We start from the raw sequence: 18,129 nt of genomic DNA on the forward strand, positions 1-18,129 counted from the left end.
TGTCGCGGAGCGCGGCGGCCCGCGATCGGAGGCCGCACGTGGACGTGGACGAGCTGCTCGGCGACCTGTACGACCGGCTGCCCGAGATGATCGGCGAGGCCGTCGACGGGCTGACCGCCGAGCAGCTGCACTGGGCGCCCGCGCCGGGCGCGAACAGCATCGGCTGGCTCGTCTGGCACCTCACCCGCGTCCAGGACCACCACGTCGCCGAGCTGCTCGGCGAGGACCAGGTGTGGGTCTCCGGTGACTGGGCGGCCCGGTGCGGACTGAAGCCGGACCCGGACAACACCGGCTACGGGCACAAGCCCAAGCAGGTCGCCGCCGTACGGCCGGAGGGGCCGGAGGTGCTGGTCGAGTACTACAAGGCGGTCGCGGCCCGGACTCGGAACCTGATCACCGGCCTGACCCCGGCCGAGCTGGACCGGGTCGTCGACGAGCGGTGGGACCCCCCGGTGACGCTGGGCGTACGGCTGGTCAGCATCGCCAACGACGACACGGCCCACGCGGCGCAAGCGGCGTACGTGCGGGGCATCCTGCCGTCCTGAATAGGGCACGGAGCCTTAGACGTGCTCCGATTCGGGGCCGCCGTCGCGGAGAAACGCCGGTAGTCTGCGGCGGTGCCGACCATCCGCCTCGCCGCCGCGTCCGGCATGCCATGACGCTGAACCTGCGCCGCTCCGTCCGCGCGATCATCCTCGATGAGGACGACCGCATCCTGCTGTGCCGGTTCGACTTTCCCCACCCGGTGGTGCCGGAGCAGGCGAGGGCCGTATGGGCGGCGCCCGGCGGCGGCATCGAACCCGGTGAGGACCGGCTGACGGCTCTGCGCCGTGAGCTGCGTGAGGAGACCGGGCTGGCGCTCACCGCCGATCCACCGCACGTCTGGCACCAGGAAGTCCTGGCCGCCGACCATGCGCCGAGCTTCGACGGCATCGTCAACGACTACTTCCTCGTCCGCACGAACCACTTCCAGCCCCGCGGAGAGCTGACAGACGACCAGCTCGCCGCGGAAGAACACCTGGCCGCGTTCCGGTGGTGGCGGCTCGCGGAGATCGCGGATCATGCGGGACCTGAGCTGTTCTCGCCCCGCGACCTCACCACACCCTTGACCGCGCTGCTCACGGCGGGGGCACCGGACCAGCCGGTCCAACTCGGCCTCTAGCAAGTGCGGGCGGTCGTCCAGAGCTGCTCGAAGTGGTCGACGTAGCGGTCGAACGCGCCGCCGTCCTGGCGGCGTTGCAGGTGCAGCGTCACGGAGTCCTGCCCGAGTCCCGACCCGATGTGGGTCGACACGAGCATGTCGTCGTCGAACACCCACACCGACATGGCGATGTGCCGGTCGGACAGCCGGACGGACGCGTCGACCTTCGCCTTTGCCAGCTCGGCGCGCGTCATGGCGATGCGCGTCGACACCGTGAGCGGCGTGTCCTCGATCTCCTCGCGCTGGCGGGTCACCGCGCTGTCGGGGTCACCGAGCAGCCATCGCAGATCGGCGCCCGACGACGCCTTCGCTGAGAGCGTGCCACCTGCACCTTCGACGTCGAGCCACACGAAGTACGACGTGTAGCCGCCGAACCAGAGCCGCTTGTGCGCGGCGTCGATCAGGTCGCCGAACAGCGACCGGGGCATGTCCAGACGGCGGGGGTACACCGCGACCAGTTCACGGTCAGCGCCGACCTTGACCGCGCGGCGGACCACATCGGGCCATAACACACCTACATCCTGCCCCAAGAACTCGGCAGCCTTCACCCGGTGGCGGGGGTGGGGCAGGCGTCCGCGGCTCAGCCACCGCTCGACGGTCTTCGGATCAACGGTAAGCGCCGTTGCCAGGTCGACCGTGGTCAGGCCGGCGGAGACAAGCGCGGAGCGCAGCGTGTCGTTACGAGGCATCGGTGGGACCTTTCCAGACGTCCCTGGATCGTCGCACACCGGAGGTACGGACGTCTTCATTGGACAGACAAGATTCTTCCTGGGCAGCGGTTGTTCTCCCGGCTCGCGCTGCCGGAGGTCCCACGGCGGGTACGCATCGCACCGCGTACGCCCGCCGTGGGACCTCGCCCGTCCAAGGAGGAAACGTGCGTGTCCTGAACGCCGGCCAGTTCGCCGAGTACGCGCGCCGCCAGATCGCGGCAGCCGACGAGATCCTCACCCGGCACGGGCGCGTCGCCGGTGACCTGTGCCGATGCGAGAGGCCGTGGCCGTGCCCCGTCGCGGCATCCTGTGTGAGCATGCGCGAGCACTACCGGGCCAGGATGGCAGTGATCGAAGCGACCATGCGCCTGCCGGTCGTGGGCACGGCCCCGGTGTCGCGGCTGCCGGTGCTGCGCCGGCTGGTCGGAGGGCTGGTGCGTGCTGTGCGGTGGCAAGATCGCTGACTCGTGTCAGAAAGTCAGGTCCAGCCCCATCTTTCGACACGAAACCGCGATCTTGGCGCGCGCCGTGGCGGGCTTCCGCGCCGTGGCGCGCCTCCGCGGTGCGGCGCCCCCCGCGGTGCGGCGCGCCTCCGCGGTGCGGCGGGCCTCCGCGCCGGGGCTGGCCCCCGTAGTGGGCCGCGGTGGCCGGTGGCGGTCACGCGGCAGGCGGGGTGGTCCCGGTGTGGTGCCAGGTGCCGCAGCGGTGGGCCGTGAAGACGTCGCCGATACGGAGGGTCACCGTGGCGCGGCCGCCGCGGACCAGATCACTGGCGACGACCTCGGTCCCGGCCGGCCCGGTCCGGGTGATCTCCCAGTGGCAGTGGCCGCCGACGTCGGCGGTGGTCTCGTAGCGGCCGGGGGGCAGGTCGGCGCCGACGGTCCAGGTCTGGCCGGCGGCCTCAGCCGGTGCGGGAACGCCCTGGTCGCCCGTGGCGGGGTGGAGCACGACGCCGATGGCGATCGCAGCCGGGCCGCAGAGCATCGCGACCGCCGTGCGGACGTTCATCGGGGACCTCGATCTGCCGGTGGGACTGCTGAGCACGGCTACGCTAGAGCGCCCGTGTTGACCGCGTCAACACGAGGATTCTTCGCACACTGCTGTCAACGGCGGTCACGGACTGTTACCCTCTCCGGTCATGGAGAGCGGGGCGGAGGTCACCGCCGTCGAGATCGCCCGCCTGGCGGGTGTCGGCCGGGCGGCGGTCAGCAACTGGCGCAGGCGGTTCGCCGACTTCCCGCAGCCCACGGGCGGTACGGCGGCCAGCCCGGCGTTCCGGCTGTCCGACGTCGAGGCGTGGCTGATCGCCCACGACCGGCTGCCGGAGCCGACCGGCGCCGACCGGCTCTGGCGCGCGCTGCGCCACGGCTCGGCCGACCCCGACGGCGACCTGCCCGTGCTGGCCCGCGTACTGCTGTCGTCGTGGCGCACCCCGGCCGAGGCCAGGCGGCACGCGGCGGTGCTCGCCGTCGCCGACGAGATGGGGGTCGGCACCGCCCTGGCGGCGGTGGCCGACCGCTACGCCGAGGTGCGGGCGCGGCGGGGCGTGGTGGCCACCTCGGCCCAGGTCGCCGCGCTGATGTGTGAACTCGCTCAGGTCGCCGGGCAGACCGTGCTCGACCCGGCCTGCCGCAGCGGCGTGCTGCTCGCCGCCGCCGTGGCGCACGGCGCGGCGGTCGTGGCCGGGCAGGACCCCGACGCCGACCACGTCACGATCGCGCAGGCCAGGCTGCACGGCGCGGCGGTGCCGGCCGAGGTGCGGGCCGGTGGGCTGGGCGCGGACGCGTATCCGGAGCTGCGGGCCGACGTGGTGCTGTGCGACCCGCCCGGCGGCGGCAGGTGGGGCCACGACGAGCTGGGCGAGGATCCGCGCTGGGCGTACGGGGTGCCGCCGCGCGGGGAGGGCGAGCTGGCCTGGGTCCAGCACGCGCTGGCCCGGCTGCGGCCCGGCGGCACGGCGGTGCTGCTGCTGCCGCCCGGCGTCGCGCAGCGTCCGGCGGGCCGCCGCATCCGCCGTGAGCTGCTGCGCCAGGGGGCGCTGCGGGCGCTGATCACGCTGCCCGCGGGTGTGACGCCGCCGCACAACACGCGGCTGCAGCTGTGGCTGCTGCGCCGCCCGGACACCGCGCACCGGGCGCGGGAGGTGCTGCTGGTCGAGGCGGCGGGGCTGTGGGACGAGACGCGGGCGGCGGTGCTGGCGGCGGTGCGGGCGTACGAGGCGGGGCAGGCGCTGCCGGAGGAGCTGGCCGGGCGGGCCGTGGTGCGCGAGGCGGTCGAACTGAGCGACGAGGACGTCGACCTGACCCCGGCCCGGCACATCCCGGCCGAGCAGGCGCTGGTCACCGCGGACCTGATCGTGCGGCGGCGGGACGAGCTGGTGGACCTGCTGAGGCGGCTGCCCGTCACGGTCCCGCCCGTCACGCCCGGCGGCGGCGAGCCGCCCGCCGCGCAGATCACCGTCGGCGACCTGGTCAAGAAGGGGCTGGTGGCGCTGAACACCGACCCGGCGACGGTGGTGCGGCCGGGTGACGTGCTGGTCCCGTCGATCGGGCCCCGCGTGAAGGTGCGGGTGGCCGGTCCGGCCGACGACGGCAGGCCGCTCGGTGCGCAGATGTTCCTGCTGCGTACCAGAGCGGGGTATGTCGACCCGTGGTGCTTCGCCGGGTTCCTGGTGGCGCAGGCCAACCTGCGGCGGATGACGTCGCCGGGGTCGGTGCCGCGGGTGGACGTGCGCAAGGCCCACCTGCCGCGGCTGCCGCTGACCACGCAGCTCGCGTACGCCGGGCATTTCCGCAGGCTGCGGGAGTTCGAGGACGCGCTGTGGCTGGCCGCGACGGCCGGTGAGGAGGTCGCCCGCATGGTGGGCGAAGGCCTGGTCGCGGGCACGCTGGGCAGCGGGTGAGGGTGACCGTACCGGGTGCTTTCCACGGGGCGGATCCGCCGAAAACCCGGTCCCCGCACGTCACAGCGTCCCTGTAGCCTCTGCCGCGTGAATCAGTCCTTCCAGGTGGATCTGCGCGGCATCGTCGACCTGCTGAGCCACCACCTGTACAGCAGCCCCCGGGTGTACGTGCGCGAGCTGATGCAGAACGCGGTGGACGCGATCACGGCCCGCCGCGCGGTGGCGCCGTCCGCGCCCGCGTCGGTGTGGCTGGAGACGCCGAAGACGACCGGCGACGGCACGCTGCGGGTGCACGACACCGGGCTGGGGCTGACCGAGCAGCAGGTGCACGAGCTGCTGGCCACCATCGGCCGCAGCGGCAAGCGCGACGAGCTGGGCTTCTCCCGGCACGAGTTCCTGGGCCAGTTCGGCATCGGGCTGCTGTCGTGCTTCCTGGTCGCCGACGAGATCCGGGTGCAGACCCGGCACGAGGGCCACCCGACGGTGTACTGGACCGGCTACTCCGACGGCCGCTACGAGACCAAGGCGGGCCCGGACCGGCAGGAGGTCGGCACCACGGTCACCCTGGTGCCGCGCCGCGACGCCGCGTCCTGGCTGGACACCGATCGGGTACGCGATCTCGCCGTGCTCTTCGGCGAGCTGCTGCCGTATCCGGTGCGGGTGGACGGTGACCTGATCACCGCCGGGGAGCTGCCGTGGCGGGGCGGCCGGGCGGCGCTGACGGAGCTGGCGCAGCAGACGTTCGGGTTCACGCCGTTCGACGTGATCGAGCTGAACGTGCCCGAGGCGGGGCTGACCGGGGTGGCGCTGGTGCTGCCGACGCCCGCGAACCCGGCGGCCAAGGCCGGGCACCGGGTGTATCTCAAGCGCATGCTGCTCGCCGAGGGCGCCGAGGACGTGCTGCCCGAGTGGGCGTTCTTCGCCCGGTGCGTGCTCGACGCGAGCGAGCTGCGCCCCACCGCCAGCCGCGAGGCGCTGTACGAGGACGGCCTGCTGGAGTCGGTGCGCGAGCAGCTCGGCGCGCAGCTGCGCGGCTGGCTGGTGAACCTGGCCCGGCACGACCCCGACCGGATGAACCGCTTCCTGGCCGTGCACCACCTGGGCGTGAAGGCGCTGGCCATGCACGACGACGAGATGCTGCGGCTGGTCGACCGGTGGTGGCCGATGGAGACCAACATGGGCCGGATGCCGCTGGAGGAGTTCCGCCGCCGCCACGGCGTGGTCCGCTACAGCGCCAATGTGGACGAGTTCCGGCAGCTCGCGGCGGTGGCCGCGGCGCAGGGGCTGGCCGTGGTCAACGGCGGCTACACCTACGACACGGAGCTGATCGAGCGGCTGCCGGTGCTGGACGGGTCGATCCTGGTGGACCGGCTCGACCCGAGCGACCTGTCGACCCGGTTCGACACCCTGGAGCCGGGCACGGAGCTGGCCCTGCGGCCGTTCCTCGCCGCGGCGCAGCGCTGCCTTGACCCGCTGGGCTGCGAGGTCGTGCTGCGCGCGTTCGACCCGCCGAGCATGCCCGCGCTGTACCTGACCGATCGCAACGCCACGTTCCAGCGGCGGCTGCGGGAGACCACGCAGGTCGTGGACGAGCTGTGGGCGGGGGTGCTGTCGGCGTTCGAGAAGGCCGAGGCGCAGGCCCGCCCGCAGCTGGTGCTCAACCACCGCAACCCGCTGGTGCGGCGGATCGCCGCGCTGCCCTCGCCGGAGGTCGTCGGCCTGACCGTGCAGGCGCTGTACGGGCAGGCGCTGCTGCTCGGCCACCACCCGCTGCGCCCCGCCGACACGGCGCTGCTCAACCGCTCGTTCCTCGACCTGATCGATCTGGCCGTGCCCCGGGAGGACGCATGAGCAACCACCACGACGTCCACGAGCTGATCCACCGCTGCTGGAACACCCCGGACGGCCCGGCCCGCATCGTGCTCGCCGAGCAGGCGCTGGCGCAGGCCGAGGCGCTGGGCGACGAGGACCTGCTGTACTCGGCGAACTGCGCCGCGACCAGCGCGTACCACCAGAGCGGCGAGCCGATGAAGGCGATGATGACGTTCGCCCGGTGCCTGTCGGCCTACGACGCCGACCCGGGCCGGCGCAGCGAGGACGACGAGCGGCTGCTGCTGTGGCAGTTCAAGCACGTGGTGTCGGCGATGTCGCGGTTCCCGCAGCTGCCGCTGGAGCGGACCATGGCGGTGCTGGACGACATGCAGCGCCGCTACCAGGCCGGGGGGCACAGCCTGCAGGCGGTGTACGCGTACCGGCACGACGTCGCCGCCCACGTCGGGGACACGGTGCTGGCCGACCACTGGTACCGGATGTGGGACGCGGCGCCGCGCGACCGGCACTCCGACTGCGCGGGCTGCGACCCGTCGTCGAAGGCGTACCACCTGGCGTGGCGCGGCCGGGACGAAGACGCGATCGCGGTCGCCGAGCCGGCGCTGTCCGGGCGGCTGACCTGCTCGGAGCAGCCGCACGGCATCCTCACCGCGCTGCTGCTGCCGTATCTGCGCACCGGGCGGCTGGACGAGGCCCGCGACGCGCACCGGCGCGCCTACCGGGCGCTGTGCGACAACAAGGCCGAGCTGGGCCGGGTGGCCCGGCACGTGGAGTTCTGCGGGCTGACCGGCAACGAGCCGCGCGGCCTGGAGCTGATCGAGCGGCACCTGTCCTGGCTGGACGAGGCGCCGACGCCGAAGACGGAGATGGAGTTCGCCGCGGCTGCGGCGCTGGTGCTGCGGCGGCTGGCCGAGGCGGGCCGGGGCGAGCTGGAGGTCCGCCGGGCCGGGGGAGCGGTCACGGTCGCCGAGCTTGGGCCGGTGCTGCGGGAGCGGGCCGAGGCGATCGCGCGCCGGTTCGACGCCCGCAACGGCAACACGTTCCAGAGCGAGCGGGTCGCCGAGGTGGCCGACGCGCAGCCGCTGACGGCGTACCTGCCGCTGTCGCTGACCTCGGCGTACGCCGCCGCGCCGGAGCCGGTCGCGGCCGCGCCGCAGGAGGCCGACATCTCGGCGGTGTCGCCGAACCTGCCGCTGGACGCCCAGCTCGACCTGGCCGAGCAGTGGTTCGGCGAGGACGACGGCGTACGCGGCAAGGCGCTGGCCCGGAGGCTGCTGGCGGCGACGGCCGAGACGCCGCTGACCGACCTGCAGCAGGGCCGCCTGGCCCGGCTGCGGGCCAACTGCTTCGGCGACGACGAGGCCGAGCAGACCGCGCAGGCCCACGGGGAGGCCGTGGCCGCGTTCGAGCGGGCCGGGCACCGGGAGCTGGAGCTGGCGACCCGCGTGCAGTGGGAGATCAGCCTGCTGCGGGCCACCGGCGACGAGTCGCACCTGGAGAACGTGTTCGCGCTGACCGAGCAGGCGCTGGAGGTGAGCACCGACCCGGTGCTGCGGCGCAACACGCTGCTGCGCGCCGCGTGGCTGGCCGCCATGGCAGGCGACCCGGACCGGGCGCTGAGCCTGGCGGTGCGCGCCGAGGCCGAGCCGGGGCCGGTGCCGCCGTCGCGGCGGGCCCGGCTGCTGCACCTGCGCGCGGGGGCGTACCACGCGCACGGGCGGCTCGACGACGCCGAGGCGGCGCTGCACGAGGCGATCGGCGAGCTGCGCGGCACCATCCACCGGGACATGCTGGGCTCACTGCTGACGACGCTGGCGCGGCTCGTGGGCGAGCGGCGCGACCCGGAGTCCAACCAGGCCGCCATCGCCGCGTTCGAGGAGGCGGCGGCCGTGGCCGAAAACCCGGAGCTGCGCCGCAGCGCCCGCGCCAACGCGGCGTTCATGCTGGTCACCACGCCCCGGGCGGGGGAGTTCATCGACGACATCGTCGAGCACGTGTGCCTGATGGAGGCGGAGGGCTCGGCGCAGGCGGCCTGCTACACCCGGCACCGGCTGGCCTTGGCCCTGTACACGGTGGACCGGGACCGGGAGGCGGCCGAGGTCGCCGAGGAGGCGCTGGCCTGGTTCCTGGCCCAGCGCGACGACGAGCAGTACGCCGAGATCATCGGCGACCTGCGGGAGCTGCTGTCGCGGATCTACACCACGCTCGGCGAGCCCCACGTGGCGCTCGGGCAGCTCGACGCGCTGCTGGAGACCGTGACCGGGGTGGAGCGGCTGCCGCAGCGGGCCGAGCTGCTGGAGCGCGCCGGGGAGCTGCTGTGGCAGGTCGACCGGGACGCCGACGCGGCCGCGCGCTTCGACGCCGCCGCGCAGGCGTACGGGCAGGCCGACCTGCCGCTGGAGACGGTCCACGCGCGCCGCCGCGAGGTGATGGCCCTTTACCATTGCGGGCGTCACGACGACGCCCGGGCGGCCGCGGCGCGGCTGGTCGAGCTGATGGACGTCACCGAGGTCCCGGCCGCGCAGGAGCCCGGTCTGACCTGGGAGAAGGCCACCGCCGGGTACGAGGCGGCGCTGATCCTGACCAACACCGACCAGCCCGACTACGAGGCGGCGCTGCACCGGATCACGCCCGTGCCGGTGTGGTACCAGATGATCGGCGCGGTCCAGGAGGCGCTGTTCGCGAAGCTGCGCCACGGCCAGGTGCTGGTGGTGGCGGGTCGGCCGGAGCCGGCCGAGCCGCTGCTGTGGCAGGTCCTCGAAGGGCTGCCCGAGGAGCAGGGCGCCCGCCGGGACGCCGCGTTCTGGCTGGCCCGCGCGCTGGACGAGCAGGGCGGGCACGACCGGGCCGCGAAGCTGCGGGCGGAGTTCGACCTGCCGCAGCCCGAGCAGGGTTAGTGCGGCGCCCCGGCCGCGGGGTGGGACACGTGCGCGCTGACGATGCGCCAGCCCTCGGGCAGGCGCACCCAGGTCTGCGACTGCCTGCCCACGGCCGGGTCGTCCGGGTAGCGGAAGCACGTCGTGACCACCGCGAAGTCGGCGCCGAACGTGGTGATCAGGGTCTCGCTCAGGGTGCGGCCGGGCGGCAGCGGCGGCTGCGCCCGGCGCCAGGCGAGCTGGTGCGCCCAGCCGCGCTGGCGGTCGGCGATGCCGAAGCGCACCGTCTCGGCGCCGTGGCGGAAGAACGACATGATCTCGTCGGGGTCGTTGACGACCAGGGCCTTCTCGTACGCGGCGAACACCGCGGCGACCTCGGCGACGATCTCGGGGCGGTCGATGTCCATGGGGCCTCGTCTCAGGTGGGTGCCGCCTCCCGGCGCGGGCGCGAGCGCGCCGGGAGGCGGCGGTGCCGGTCAGGCCACTGCGGCGGCCCGGTCCGGCGGGGCGGCCGCGGCGGGCGCGGGAACCGACGCCGAGGCGTCCGCGCCGCCGTGCAGCCGGTCCAGGGCGAGCTCGTCGGGTTCGGGCTCGCGCGGGGCATGCTTGCCGAAGTGGAAGACCCCGCACACGATCGCGACGAACAGGTAGCCCAGCGCGACCGGCCCGTTGGCGTTCCACTCCACCCTCTCCCCGTGGATCAGGCCGATGAACGCGAGCGCCGCGCCGGCCAGCGCGAAGACGCCCGCGTGCAGGAAGCGCCGGTCGATGATGAACACCACGATCGCGCCGAGCACCAAGCCGGCGAGGATGGCGCCCTGCCCGAGCACCAGCAGCCCGTGGTAGACCACCCCGGCCCCGGCCAGCGCCTGGTCGCCGACCTGGGCCGCGGAGGTGCCGGCCGCGGCGAGCGAGTTGTCGATCTGGGTGGTGGCCCAGGAGGCCAGGTTCGGGATGAGCGCCGCCACCACGGCCGCGGCGTGGGCGCGCGGCGTGGCCTGGAACGCCTGCGCGCCGATCAGCAGGCCGATGTAGAGCAGGATCGGCACGATCGCCGCCGTCGGGAAGATCGCGGCCAGCAGGCCGAACATGCCGAGGAAGCAGAGCACCGCGATGACCACGCCGGTCGCCATCGAGTAGCCGGTGCGCCCACCGGCGGCCTTCCAGCCGGGGTGGCCGACGTAGACCGCGGGCGGGAACGGCGAGCCGAGCATCGCGCCGATGACCGCGCCGGTCCCGTCGGCGAGCAGCACGCTGCGCAGGTTGTAGTTGTCCCCGGCGGTGGCTGCGCTCTCCACGTTGGTCATCGCCTCGGTGAAGTTGTAGACGCCCAGCGGGATGGCCGTGGCCAGCAGCGGCGCCATCTCGGTGAGCCCGTCGACGAGCATGCCGATCCGCAGGTCCGGCACGGCGAAGGCGATGGTCTGCGCGGCGGCGGTGACGTCGGGCACCGACATGACCCCGCCGATCCAGCCGATGGCGGTGCCCAGCAGCAGCGCGGCCAGGCCGATCGGGAAGTTGAACGGCAGCCGCACGTCGGTCATCAGGCCGATGAGCAGCAGCGCGAACACCGGCAGCGCGACCCAGGCCAGATCCCACATGCGCCCGGCCGGGTTCATCGAGATGAAGGTGACGGAGATGCCGGCCAGCGTGCCCAGCAGCGCCGCGCGCGGGGTGAACCGGCGGATGTAGGGGCCGACGAACGCGCCGATGAGCACGATGACGCCGATGATGAACGCCCAGGCCACCCCCGCCTGCCAGGCGGCCAGCGGATCCTTGGTGCGCAGGTAGATCGGCAGCATGATCACGAAGATGACGATGAACATGTGCGGGACGCTCGGGCCGTAGGGCAGCGCGGTGACGTCGGCGCGGTTCTCCCGCGCGGCCAGGCGGCGGGCCAGGAACGTGTAGTAGACGTTGCCGAACACCAGCGCGATGCCCAGCGCCGGCAGGATGGTGCCGAAGACGTCGCCCTCGGACAGGTTCACGACGAACAGGCACAGGGTGGTCAGGGTCAGCACGTTGACCAGCACGTTCACGCCGAAACCGAAGAAGGCGTTGGTGTCGCCGCGGACCCAGTGCGGCAGCTTCACGGGGGTGGGTGTGCTCATGGGCTCCTGCTTTCAGGCGGAGGTCAGGCGGCCTGCGGCAGCGCGGCGGTGCGCTGCAGCACGGCGATGAAGGCCGGTGACGTGGCCACCCAGCCGAAGATGCCGCCCTGTGCGGCGATCATCTGGAGCCCGACCCGCTGGAACTCGGGGAAGTAGGACCCCACGCAGTCGGACAGCACGAGGCACTCGTAGCCGCGGTCGTTGGCCTCCCGGACGGTGGTGTGCACGCACACCTCGGTGGTGACCCCGGTGACGATCAGGCTGCGTACGCCCAGCGAGGTGAGCAGGTCGCCGAGCCCGGTGGCGTAGAACGCGCCCTTGCCCGGCTTGTCGATCACCGGTTCGCCGGGCGCCGGGGCGAGTTCGTCGACGATGTCGTGGCCGTACTCGCCGCGCACCAGGATGCGGCCGTTGGGGCCGGGATCGCCGATGCGCCGCGACGGCGCGCCGCGGGTCAGCTTCGCGGGCGGGCAGTCGGACAGGTCGGGCAGGTGGCCCTCCCGGGTGTGGATGACCGGCAGCCGGGCGGCGCGGCACGCGGCCAGCAGCGCCGCGGTCGGGGCGATGGCCGAGCGCAGCTGGGACACGTCGTTGCCCAGCGTCTCGCCGAAGCCGCCCGGCTCCAGGAAGTCGCGCTGCATGTCGATGACCAGCAGCGCGGTCGTCGAGGGGTCGAAGGTGTACGGCGCCGGCAGGGCGTCGACGGTGGCGGTTGCGCTCATGGGTGCTCGCCTTCCGCGGTGCGACGGGAAGCTAGTGGACGGTGGCGGCGATGACGTCGTCGGACGTGGCGACGCAGCCGAAGACGCCGCCCTGCATGGTGACCATGTGCAGGGCGGCGGCGTGGTTGGCGGGATCGGTGGCGCCGGTGCAGTCGGCCAGGATCAGGCACTCGTAACCGCGGTCGTTGGCCTCGCGCATCGTGGTGTGCACGCACACGTCGGTGGTGATGCCGGTGAGGATCAGATGCGTGATGCCGCGGCTGCGCAGCACCAGGTCCAGGTTGGTGGCGTAGAACGCGCCCTTGCCGGGCTTGTCGACGATCGGCTCGCCGGGGGCGGGGGCCACCTCCGGGACGATCTCCCAGCCGGGCTCGCCCTTGACCAGGATCCGGCCGCACGGTCCGGGCGAGCCGATCTCGGCGCCGATCTGCGCCGAGCGCCAGCGCTTGTTGGGGGGCAGGTCGGACAGGTCCGGGTCGTGGCCCTCACGGGTGTGCACGACCAGCATGCCCAGCCCGCGTACGTGGTCGAGGAGTTTGGCGGTGGCGGGCAGCCCGGCCCGGGTCAGCGCGATGTCGTAGCCCATCGCGTCGACGTAGCCGCCCGGCCCGCAGAAGTCCGTCTGCCAGTCGATGCACAGCAGCGCCGTCCGGGCCGCCGGCACGGAGCCGTCGTACGGCCACCGGTACGGCTCGGCCCGCACCGGCCCGATGCGGGGGCCGTCACCGGTCGTGGGATGGGGCACCAGGTTCTGCATACTGTCGATTGTCGACCGAACTGTTTCACGGTCTGGTCCAGGCGGTAACGTTGCCATGACCCCCGGTGCTCCTACCGGGGCGGATCGCTACAGATAGGACCGTGCTCCGTGGCCGGCCAGCACGGCCAGCACGGTGTCCCGGTCGCCGCTCGTCACGGCCTCCAGCAGCCGCTCGTGGCGGTGCACCCCGTCGTCGGCGTGGGTGTGCTCGGCCTCGCGGCGCAGATTGATCGCCATGTAGAGCTGCAGCTTCACCAGGATCGACTCGTAGATCGCGGTGAGCTGCCCGTTGTCGGCGAGGCCGACCAGTCCCACGTGGAACGACCGGTGCGCGTTGGCGACCTCCAGCCGGTCGTCCGCCGCGGCAGCCACGCGCATCCGGGCCAGCGCCGCCCGCAGCCGGTCCAGGCCCGCGGGCGAGCGCAGCGGCAGCGCCTGCTCGACCGCGTGGCGTTCCAGCATGTCGCGCACCGCGTACAGCTCCGTCACGTCGCGGTCGGACAGCGTCGCGACCCGCGCCCCGCGCCTGGGCACGTGCTCGACCAGCCCCTGCTGCCCGAGCAGCCGCAGCGCCTCCCGCAGCGGGGCCCGGCTGATGCCCAGCCGCCGGGTGAGCTGCTCCTCGACCAGGCGTTCGCCGGGCTCGGAGCGTCCACTGAGGATCTCCCGGCGCAGCCGGGTCACCGCCAGCTCGACCAGGCTGTAGCTTTCGAGCTCGCCGTTCGCCGGGGCCTCGGCCATGTCCGTCACGCCACCGAGTCTGCCAGTAGCGTGCCGCGAACCGGTCACGCGGCCGCGCCCAGACCCTGCCGCACCGGGCGTCGAGCAGCGCTCACGGCCAGGCCGGGTGGTAGACAGTGGTGTCACGTCGTGGCGGGGGCCGGGCAGAAGGCGTACCAAGATGATGATCGTGCTGGTGACCGGGGTGTCCGCCGCGGGCAAGAGCACCCTGGCGCGCCACCTGGCCGCCCACGGGCAGCCCGCGGTGAGCCTGGACGGGCACCCCGGCCTGTGCGACTGGGTCGGCGAACACGGTGCGCCGGTGCCCTGGCCGACGGATCCGGACCGGGCCTGGCTGGCCCGGCACCGCTGGGTGTGGCACGCGGATGTGCTGGACCGGCTGATCGCCGCGGCGGTCGCCGAGGCGGGCGAGGCCGCCGCGCTGTTCCTGTGCGGGCGCGCGGACAACGCGTACGAGCTGCGGGACCGCTTCGGCGCCGTGGTGGTGCTGACGATCGACCGCGCGGTCGCGGCGCGGCGGCTCGGCGCGCCCGAGCGCGGCAACCCGTTCGGGCGGACGGGCGACAGCCGGGCGGCCATCCTCGACGGGCTCGACGCCGACCAGCGTGCCCTCACCGGCTGGGCCGACACCGTGGTCGACGGCCGCCTGCCCGTGGCGGAGGCGGCCGACGAGCTGCTGACCGCCGTGGCGATGCTGGCCCTCCGCCGCGCCTTCCCCTGATTCGAACAGATGTACTAAGCTGCTGGTCGTGCGGAGTGACGCGGCGATCCTGCACGCGGACCTCGACTCGTTCTACGCATCGGTCGAGCAGCGTGACGATCCCCGGCTGCGCGGGCGTCCCGTCATCGTCGGCGCGGGCGTCGTGCTCGCGGCCAGCTACGAGGCGAAGGCCTTCGGCGTGCGCACCGCGATGGGGGTCCGCGCCGCGCGTGCCCTGTGCCCGCGCGCGCTGGTGGTCGAGCCGCGCATGGCCGCGTACACCGCCGCCAGCCGGGCCGTGTTCGCGGTGTTCGGCGACACCACGCCGCTGGTCGAGCCGCTCTCCATCGACGAGGCCTTCCTCGATGTCGGCGGGCTGCACCGGATCGCCGGCACGCCGGTGGAGATCGGCCGCAGGCTGCGCCGCGACGTGCTCGACCGGGTCGGCCTGCCGATCACCGTCGGCGTGGCCCGCACCAAGTTCCTGGCGAAGGTGGCCAGCCGGGTCGCCAAGCCGGACGGGCTGCTGGCCGTCGCCCCGGACGAGGAGCTGGCGTTCCTGCACGGGCTGCCGGTGGAGGTGCTCTGGGGCGTCGGCCAGGTGACCGCGGCCAAGCTGCACCAGCGCGGCATCCGCAAGGTCGGCCAGGTCGCCCGGCTCGGCGAGGCCGCGCTGGTCTCGCTGCTCGGCCAGGGCGCCGGGCGGCACCTGCACGCGCTGGCGCACAACCGGGACCCGCGCCCGGTGGTCGTCGGCCGCCGCCGCGCGTCGATGGGCGCGCAGCGGGCGCTCGGGCGCGGCCCGCACCACGCCGAGTTCCTCGACGCGACCCTGGCCGGGCTGGTGGAGCGGGTCACCCGCCGGATGCGCAAGGCCGAGCGGCCGGGGCGCACCGTCGTGCTGCGGCTGCGCTTCGCCGACTACACCCGGGCCACCCGATCGCTCACCCTGGCGAAGGCCACGGCGCAGACGGAGGCCGTGCTAGACGCCGCCCGCGGGCTGCTGGCCACGGCGCTGCCGCTGGTCGCCGAGCGCGGCCTGACCCTGCTGGGCGTGTCCGTGGGCCATCTGGACTCCGACGGGCACGTGCAGCCGGAGCTGCCGTTCGGCGAGGTGCACCGCGACGCGCTCGACACCGTCGTCGACGCCGTACGCGAGCGCTTCGGCACCGGCTCGCTGCAGCGCGGCACGCTGCTCGGCCGCGACACCGGCCTGATGATGCCGATGCTGCCGGACTGAGTGGACCTCTCCCGCCGTCACAACTTCTGGGTTGTGGGTACAACCCAGAAGTTGTGGGCCGCAGCGGTGGTCATGACACGAGCGCCGCCGCGTGAGCCGGGCGCTCGCGGGGCACCGTGGCGAAGACCGACGCACGGAACCAGGTGGGCATCGCGCGGCGCAGCTCCTCCGGGCCGTGCACCTGGACGTCGCGACTGCGCAGGGCGTCGTTCCAGGACACGTCGCCGATCCAGAAGCGGGTGAGCACCCGCAGGCTGGCCGTGACCTCCACATCGACGTCGTGACCCGGGTCCGTGTCGCACACGTCGACCTCGCCGGGTGTGCTCACCAGCCACCAGTCGCGCAGCTGGCGGGCCACGTCGTGGAACGAGAACCGCACGACGGTGCGCCGCTCCGGCACCGCGCCGGGGTCGACGTGCCGGTGCATGTCCCACAGCAGCAGCTTCGGGTCCAGATCCTGGTCGCCCAGCTCGCCGATCCACCGTACGCCCCAGGCGCCCAGCGCCACGACGATCGGCTCCAGCTCCCGCCCGGCGGGGGTCAGCAGGTACTGCACCTCGGCACCGGCCGGGCGGCGCTCGACCACCCCGGCCGCGACCAGCTGCTGCAGCCGCTTGGACAGCAGCGTCGGCGACATGCGAGGCAGCCCGCGCCGCAACTCGTTGAAGTGTCGGCTACCCGCCACGAGTTCCCGGACGACCAGCATCGTCCAGCGCTCGTCGAGCAGCTCCATGGCCTTGGCGACCGGGCAGAACTGGCGATATGAGGCTCCCATGGTGCGCACGGTAGGCCCGGCCGGGCGGCCGGTACAGGTACAGATCGTGTACTGGATAGCGGCGCCCGGCGGTTCGTAGCGTGACCCCGTCACGAAACGATGGGAGCAATCACCATGACCGCACCGAACGACCCGGACGCCGACCGCACGCTCAAGGCGCGCCACCGGGCGATGTGGGCCCTCGGGGACTACCCGGCGGTCGCCGCCGAGGTCATCCCCGCGCTGGGCCCCGTCCTGGTGGACGCCTGCGGGGTCAAGCCGGGCGCGCAGGTCCTCGACGTCGCCGCCGGCTCCGGCAACGCGGCGATCCCCGCCGCGCTGGCCGGCGCCGACGTCATCGCCGGCGACCTGACCCCCGAGCTGTTCGACGCGGGCCGCCGGACCGCCGCGGAGCAGGGCGCGCAGCTGCGCTGGGAGCAGGCCGACGCCGAGGCGCTGCCATACGCCGACGGCGCCTTCGACGTCGTCATGTCCTGCGTCGGCGTCATGTTCGCCCCGCACCACCAGGCCGCCGCGGACGAGCTGGTCCGGGTGTGCCGGCCGGGCGGCACGATCGGCCTGATCAGCTGGACCCCGGAGGGTTTCATCGGGCGCATGTTCGCCGTGATGAAGCCGTACGCCGCACCGCCGCCGCCCGGGGCCTCCCCGCCGCCACTGTGGGGCGACCCGGCGCACGTCGCGCGGCTGCTCGGCGACCGGGTCACCGACGTCGAGGTCCGCCGCGCCACCGTCCGGGTGGACCACTTCAACACGGCCGAGGAGTTCCGCGACTACTTCAAGGCCAACTACGGCCCGACCATCGCCGTCTACCGCAACCTCGCCGACCAGCCCGAACGCGCCGCGGAGCTGGACGAGGCGCTGGCCGAGCTGGCCCGCCGGGACGACCTCGGCTGGGGCGCCATGGACTGGGAGTACCTGCTGGTCACGGCGCGCCGGGCGGAATGAGCGGGATGCGAGCAGGCCGCCGGACGCGGTGACCTGCTCGCCGTGGCGGACGTCCCCGCGGGCCTAGCGGGGGCAGGACACGCAGGTCCGGGCGTGGGGGAGCAGGTCCAGCCGCGCGGCGGGGATGGGACCGGCGCACACCTCGCAGGCGCCGTAGCGGCCCTGTTCGATGCGGCGGAGCGCGGCGACGGTGTCGGCGAGGCCCTGGCGGGCCGCGCTCAGCAGCGCGTTGTGCGCGGCGGCCTCGGCGGCGTCGGGGGCGGTGGCCGTGAGTTCGGCCAGCTGGGCGGTCTGGTCCTGGCAGGTGCGGGTCAGCCGGTGGTGGACCCGGACGAGCCAGTCGTCGTGATCGGTGGTGTCGAGCGTGGTCATGGAAACCTCCACTGTCGGGTGGGTAAAAAGAAATCGGGCCGGAGCCGGTGTGCTCCGCCCGAAACGCCGTGCTGCTGCCGGCGGTGACTAGTGCGGAGCCGTGATCGGGCCGAGGTCCGGCCGGCGCAGCGCGACACGGGTGCGCGGGCAGCGGGCGTCGGCCCGGCCGCGGTCGGTCCGCGGGCGGGCGGTCGCCTGGAGCGCTGCCGTCGCCATGGGCCCACCATAGGCCGCCCCTGCGACACCG

At 73.8% G+C, this 18,129-nt stretch carries 19 protein-coding genes; 9 read left to right on the plus strand and 10 right to left on the minus strand.

All coding sequences use genetic code 11. From position 1 onward, the window contains the following. The first annotated feature begins 38 nt into the window (after positions 1 to 38). Positions 39 to 545: a mycothiol transferase gene (locus Cba03nite_RS36480; protein WP_203756641.1), complete on the plus strand. Its 507-nt coding sequence runs from the start codon at positions 39 to 41 to the stop codon at positions 543 to 545. 110 nt (positions 546 to 655) lie between these two features. After that, entirely contained in the window at positions 656 to 1,162 is a 507-nt protein-coding gene (locus Cba03nite_RS36485) for an NUDIX hydrolase (RefSeq protein WP_203756643.1), read from the plus strand. Here the strand turns inward: Cba03nite_RS36485 and Cba03nite_RS36490 are convergent. Next, positions 1,159 to 1,890, minus strand: coding sequence for a helix-turn-helix domain-containing protein (locus tag Cba03nite_RS36490; protein WP_239126284.1), 732 nt, complete (start codon positions 1,888 to 1,890; stop codon positions 1,159 to 1,161). The two genes, Cba03nite_RS36485 and Cba03nite_RS36490, sit on opposite strands and share 4 nt — an antisense overlap. A gap of 185 nt (positions 1,891 to 2,075) precedes the next feature. Here Cba03nite_RS36490 and Cba03nite_RS36495 point away from each other — a divergent pair, with 185 nt between their 5' ends. Further along, positions 2,076 to 2,375, plus strand: a complete 300-nt coding sequence (locus Cba03nite_RS36495) for a hypothetical protein (RefSeq protein WP_203756645.1) — start codon at positions 2,076 to 2,078, stop codon at positions 2,373 to 2,375. Between the two features lie 193 nt (positions 2,376 to 2,568). On the opposite strand, the gene Cba03nite_RS36500 is transcribed toward Cba03nite_RS36495, so the two are convergent. After that, positions 2,569 to 2,919 (minus strand): Rv1352/Rv1906c domain-containing protein, encoded by a 351-nt coding sequence (locus Cba03nite_RS36500; RefSeq protein ID WP_203756647.1) that lies wholly within the window; start codon positions 2,917 to 2,919, stop codon positions 2,569 to 2,571. A gap of 130 nt (positions 2,920 to 3,049) precedes the next feature. Between Cba03nite_RS36500 and Cba03nite_RS36505 the strand changes: the two genes are divergently transcribed. The 3 genes from Cba03nite_RS36505 (at position 3,050) to Cba03nite_RS36515 (ending at position 9,540) form a co-directional block, all read left to right on the plus strand. After that, positions 3,050 to 4,813 (plus strand): N-6 DNA methylase, encoded by a 1,764-nt coding sequence (locus Cba03nite_RS36505; RefSeq protein WP_203756650.1) that lies wholly within the window; start codon positions 3,050 to 3,052, stop codon positions 4,811 to 4,813. 87 nt (positions 4,814 to 4,900) lie between these two features. Further along, complete coding sequence (locus Cba03nite_RS36510) at positions 4,901 to 6,664, plus strand: HSP90 family protein (RefSeq protein ID WP_203756652.1); 1,764 nt, start codon at positions 4,901 to 4,903, stop codon at positions 6,662 to 6,664. After that, on the plus strand, positions 6,661 to 9,540 hold the full coding sequence (locus Cba03nite_RS36515; protein ID WP_203756654.1) for a hypothetical protein: 2,880 nt from the start codon (positions 6,661 to 6,663) through the stop codon (positions 9,538 to 9,540). The genes Cba03nite_RS36510 and Cba03nite_RS36515 overlap by 4 nt, the downstream gene beginning before the upstream one ends. Here Cba03nite_RS36515 and hpxZ read toward each other — a convergent pair. The 5 genes from hpxZ to Cba03nite_RS36540 form a co-directional block, all read right to left on the minus strand. Then, positions 9,537 to 9,926: an oxalurate catabolism protein HpxZ gene (gene hpxZ, locus Cba03nite_RS36520; RefSeq protein WP_203756656.1), complete on the minus strand. Its 390-nt coding sequence runs from the start codon at positions 9,924 to 9,926 to the stop codon at positions 9,537 to 9,539. The genes Cba03nite_RS36515 and hpxZ overlap by 4 nt on opposite strands. Before the next feature lie 69 nt (positions 9,927 to 9,995). Further along, entirely contained in the window at positions 9,996 to 11,630 is a 1,635-nt protein-coding gene (locus tag Cba03nite_RS36525; protein ID WP_239126285.1) for a permease family protein, read from the minus strand. Between the two features lie 23 nt (positions 11,631 to 11,653). Continuing rightward, complete coding sequence (locus Cba03nite_RS36530) at positions 11,654 to 12,352, minus strand: cysteine hydrolase family protein (protein WP_203756657.1); 699 nt, start codon at positions 12,350 to 12,352, stop codon at positions 11,654 to 11,656. A 31-nt stretch (positions 12,353 to 12,383) separates the two neighbouring features. Continuing rightward, the gene (biuH, locus tag Cba03nite_RS36535; protein WP_203756658.1) at positions 12,384 to 13,109 is read right to left on the minus strand and encodes a biuret amidohydrolase; all 726 of its coding nucleotides are present in this window, start codon (positions 13,107 to 13,109) and stop codon (positions 12,384 to 12,386) included. Between the two features lie 87 nt (positions 13,110 to 13,196). Continuing rightward, on the minus strand, positions 13,197 to 13,850 hold the full coding sequence (locus tag Cba03nite_RS36540) for a GntR family transcriptional regulator (RefSeq protein ID WP_239126289.1): 654 nt from the start codon (positions 13,848 to 13,850) through the stop codon (positions 13,197 to 13,199). Positions 13,851 to 14,010: 160 nt separating this feature from the next. Here Cba03nite_RS36540 and Cba03nite_RS36545 point away from each other — a divergent pair, with 160 nt between their 5' ends. Both Cba03nite_RS36545 and dinB read left to right on the plus strand, forming a co-directional pair. After that, positions 14,011 to 14,571: an AAA family ATPase gene (locus Cba03nite_RS36545; RefSeq protein ID WP_203756660.1), complete on the plus strand. Its 561-nt coding sequence runs from the start codon at positions 14,011 to 14,013 to the stop codon at positions 14,569 to 14,571. Between the two features lie 28 nt (positions 14,572 to 14,599). Then, the gene (gene dinB / locus Cba03nite_RS36550; protein ID WP_203756664.1) at positions 14,600 to 15,790 is read left to right on the plus strand and encodes a DNA polymerase IV; all 1,191 of its coding nucleotides are present in this window, start codon (positions 14,600 to 14,602) and stop codon (positions 15,788 to 15,790) included. 70 nt (positions 15,791 to 15,860) lie between these two features. Here the strand turns inward: dinB and Cba03nite_RS36555 are convergent, their stop codons facing one another. After that, positions 15,861 to 16,565, minus strand: coding sequence for a winged helix-turn-helix transcriptional regulator (locus tag Cba03nite_RS36555; RefSeq protein ID WP_203756665.1), 705 nt, complete (start codon positions 16,563 to 16,565; stop codon positions 15,861 to 15,863). Positions 16,566 to 16,679: 114 nt separating this feature from the next. Here Cba03nite_RS36555 and Cba03nite_RS36560 point away from each other — a divergent pair, with 114 nt between their 5' ends. Further along, positions 16,680 to 17,510: a class I SAM-dependent methyltransferase gene (locus Cba03nite_RS36560; protein WP_203756666.1), complete on the plus strand. Its 831-nt coding sequence runs from the start codon at positions 16,680 to 16,682 to the stop codon at positions 17,508 to 17,510. Between the two features lie 63 nt (positions 17,511 to 17,573). Here Cba03nite_RS36560 and Cba03nite_RS36565 read toward each other — a convergent pair whose 3' ends face one another. Next, on the minus strand, positions 17,574 to 17,882 hold the full coding sequence (locus Cba03nite_RS36565; protein WP_203756669.1) for a TraR/DksA family transcriptional regulator: 309 nt from the start codon (positions 17,880 to 17,882) through the stop codon (positions 17,574 to 17,576). An 87-nt stretch (positions 17,883 to 17,969) separates the two neighbouring features. After that, the gene (locus Cba03nite_RS40465) at positions 17,970 to 18,098 is read right to left on the minus strand and encodes a hypothetical protein (protein WP_256442860.1); all 129 of its coding nucleotides are present in this window, start codon (positions 18,096 to 18,098) and stop codon (positions 17,970 to 17,972) included. Positions 18,099 to 18,129 lie beyond the last annotated feature (31 nt).

The organism is Catellatospora bangladeshensis (genome assembly GCF_016862575.1).
Taxonomy (GTDB): Bacteria; Actinomycetota; Actinomycetes; order Mycobacteriales; family Micromonosporaceae; genus Catellatospora; species Catellatospora bangladeshensis.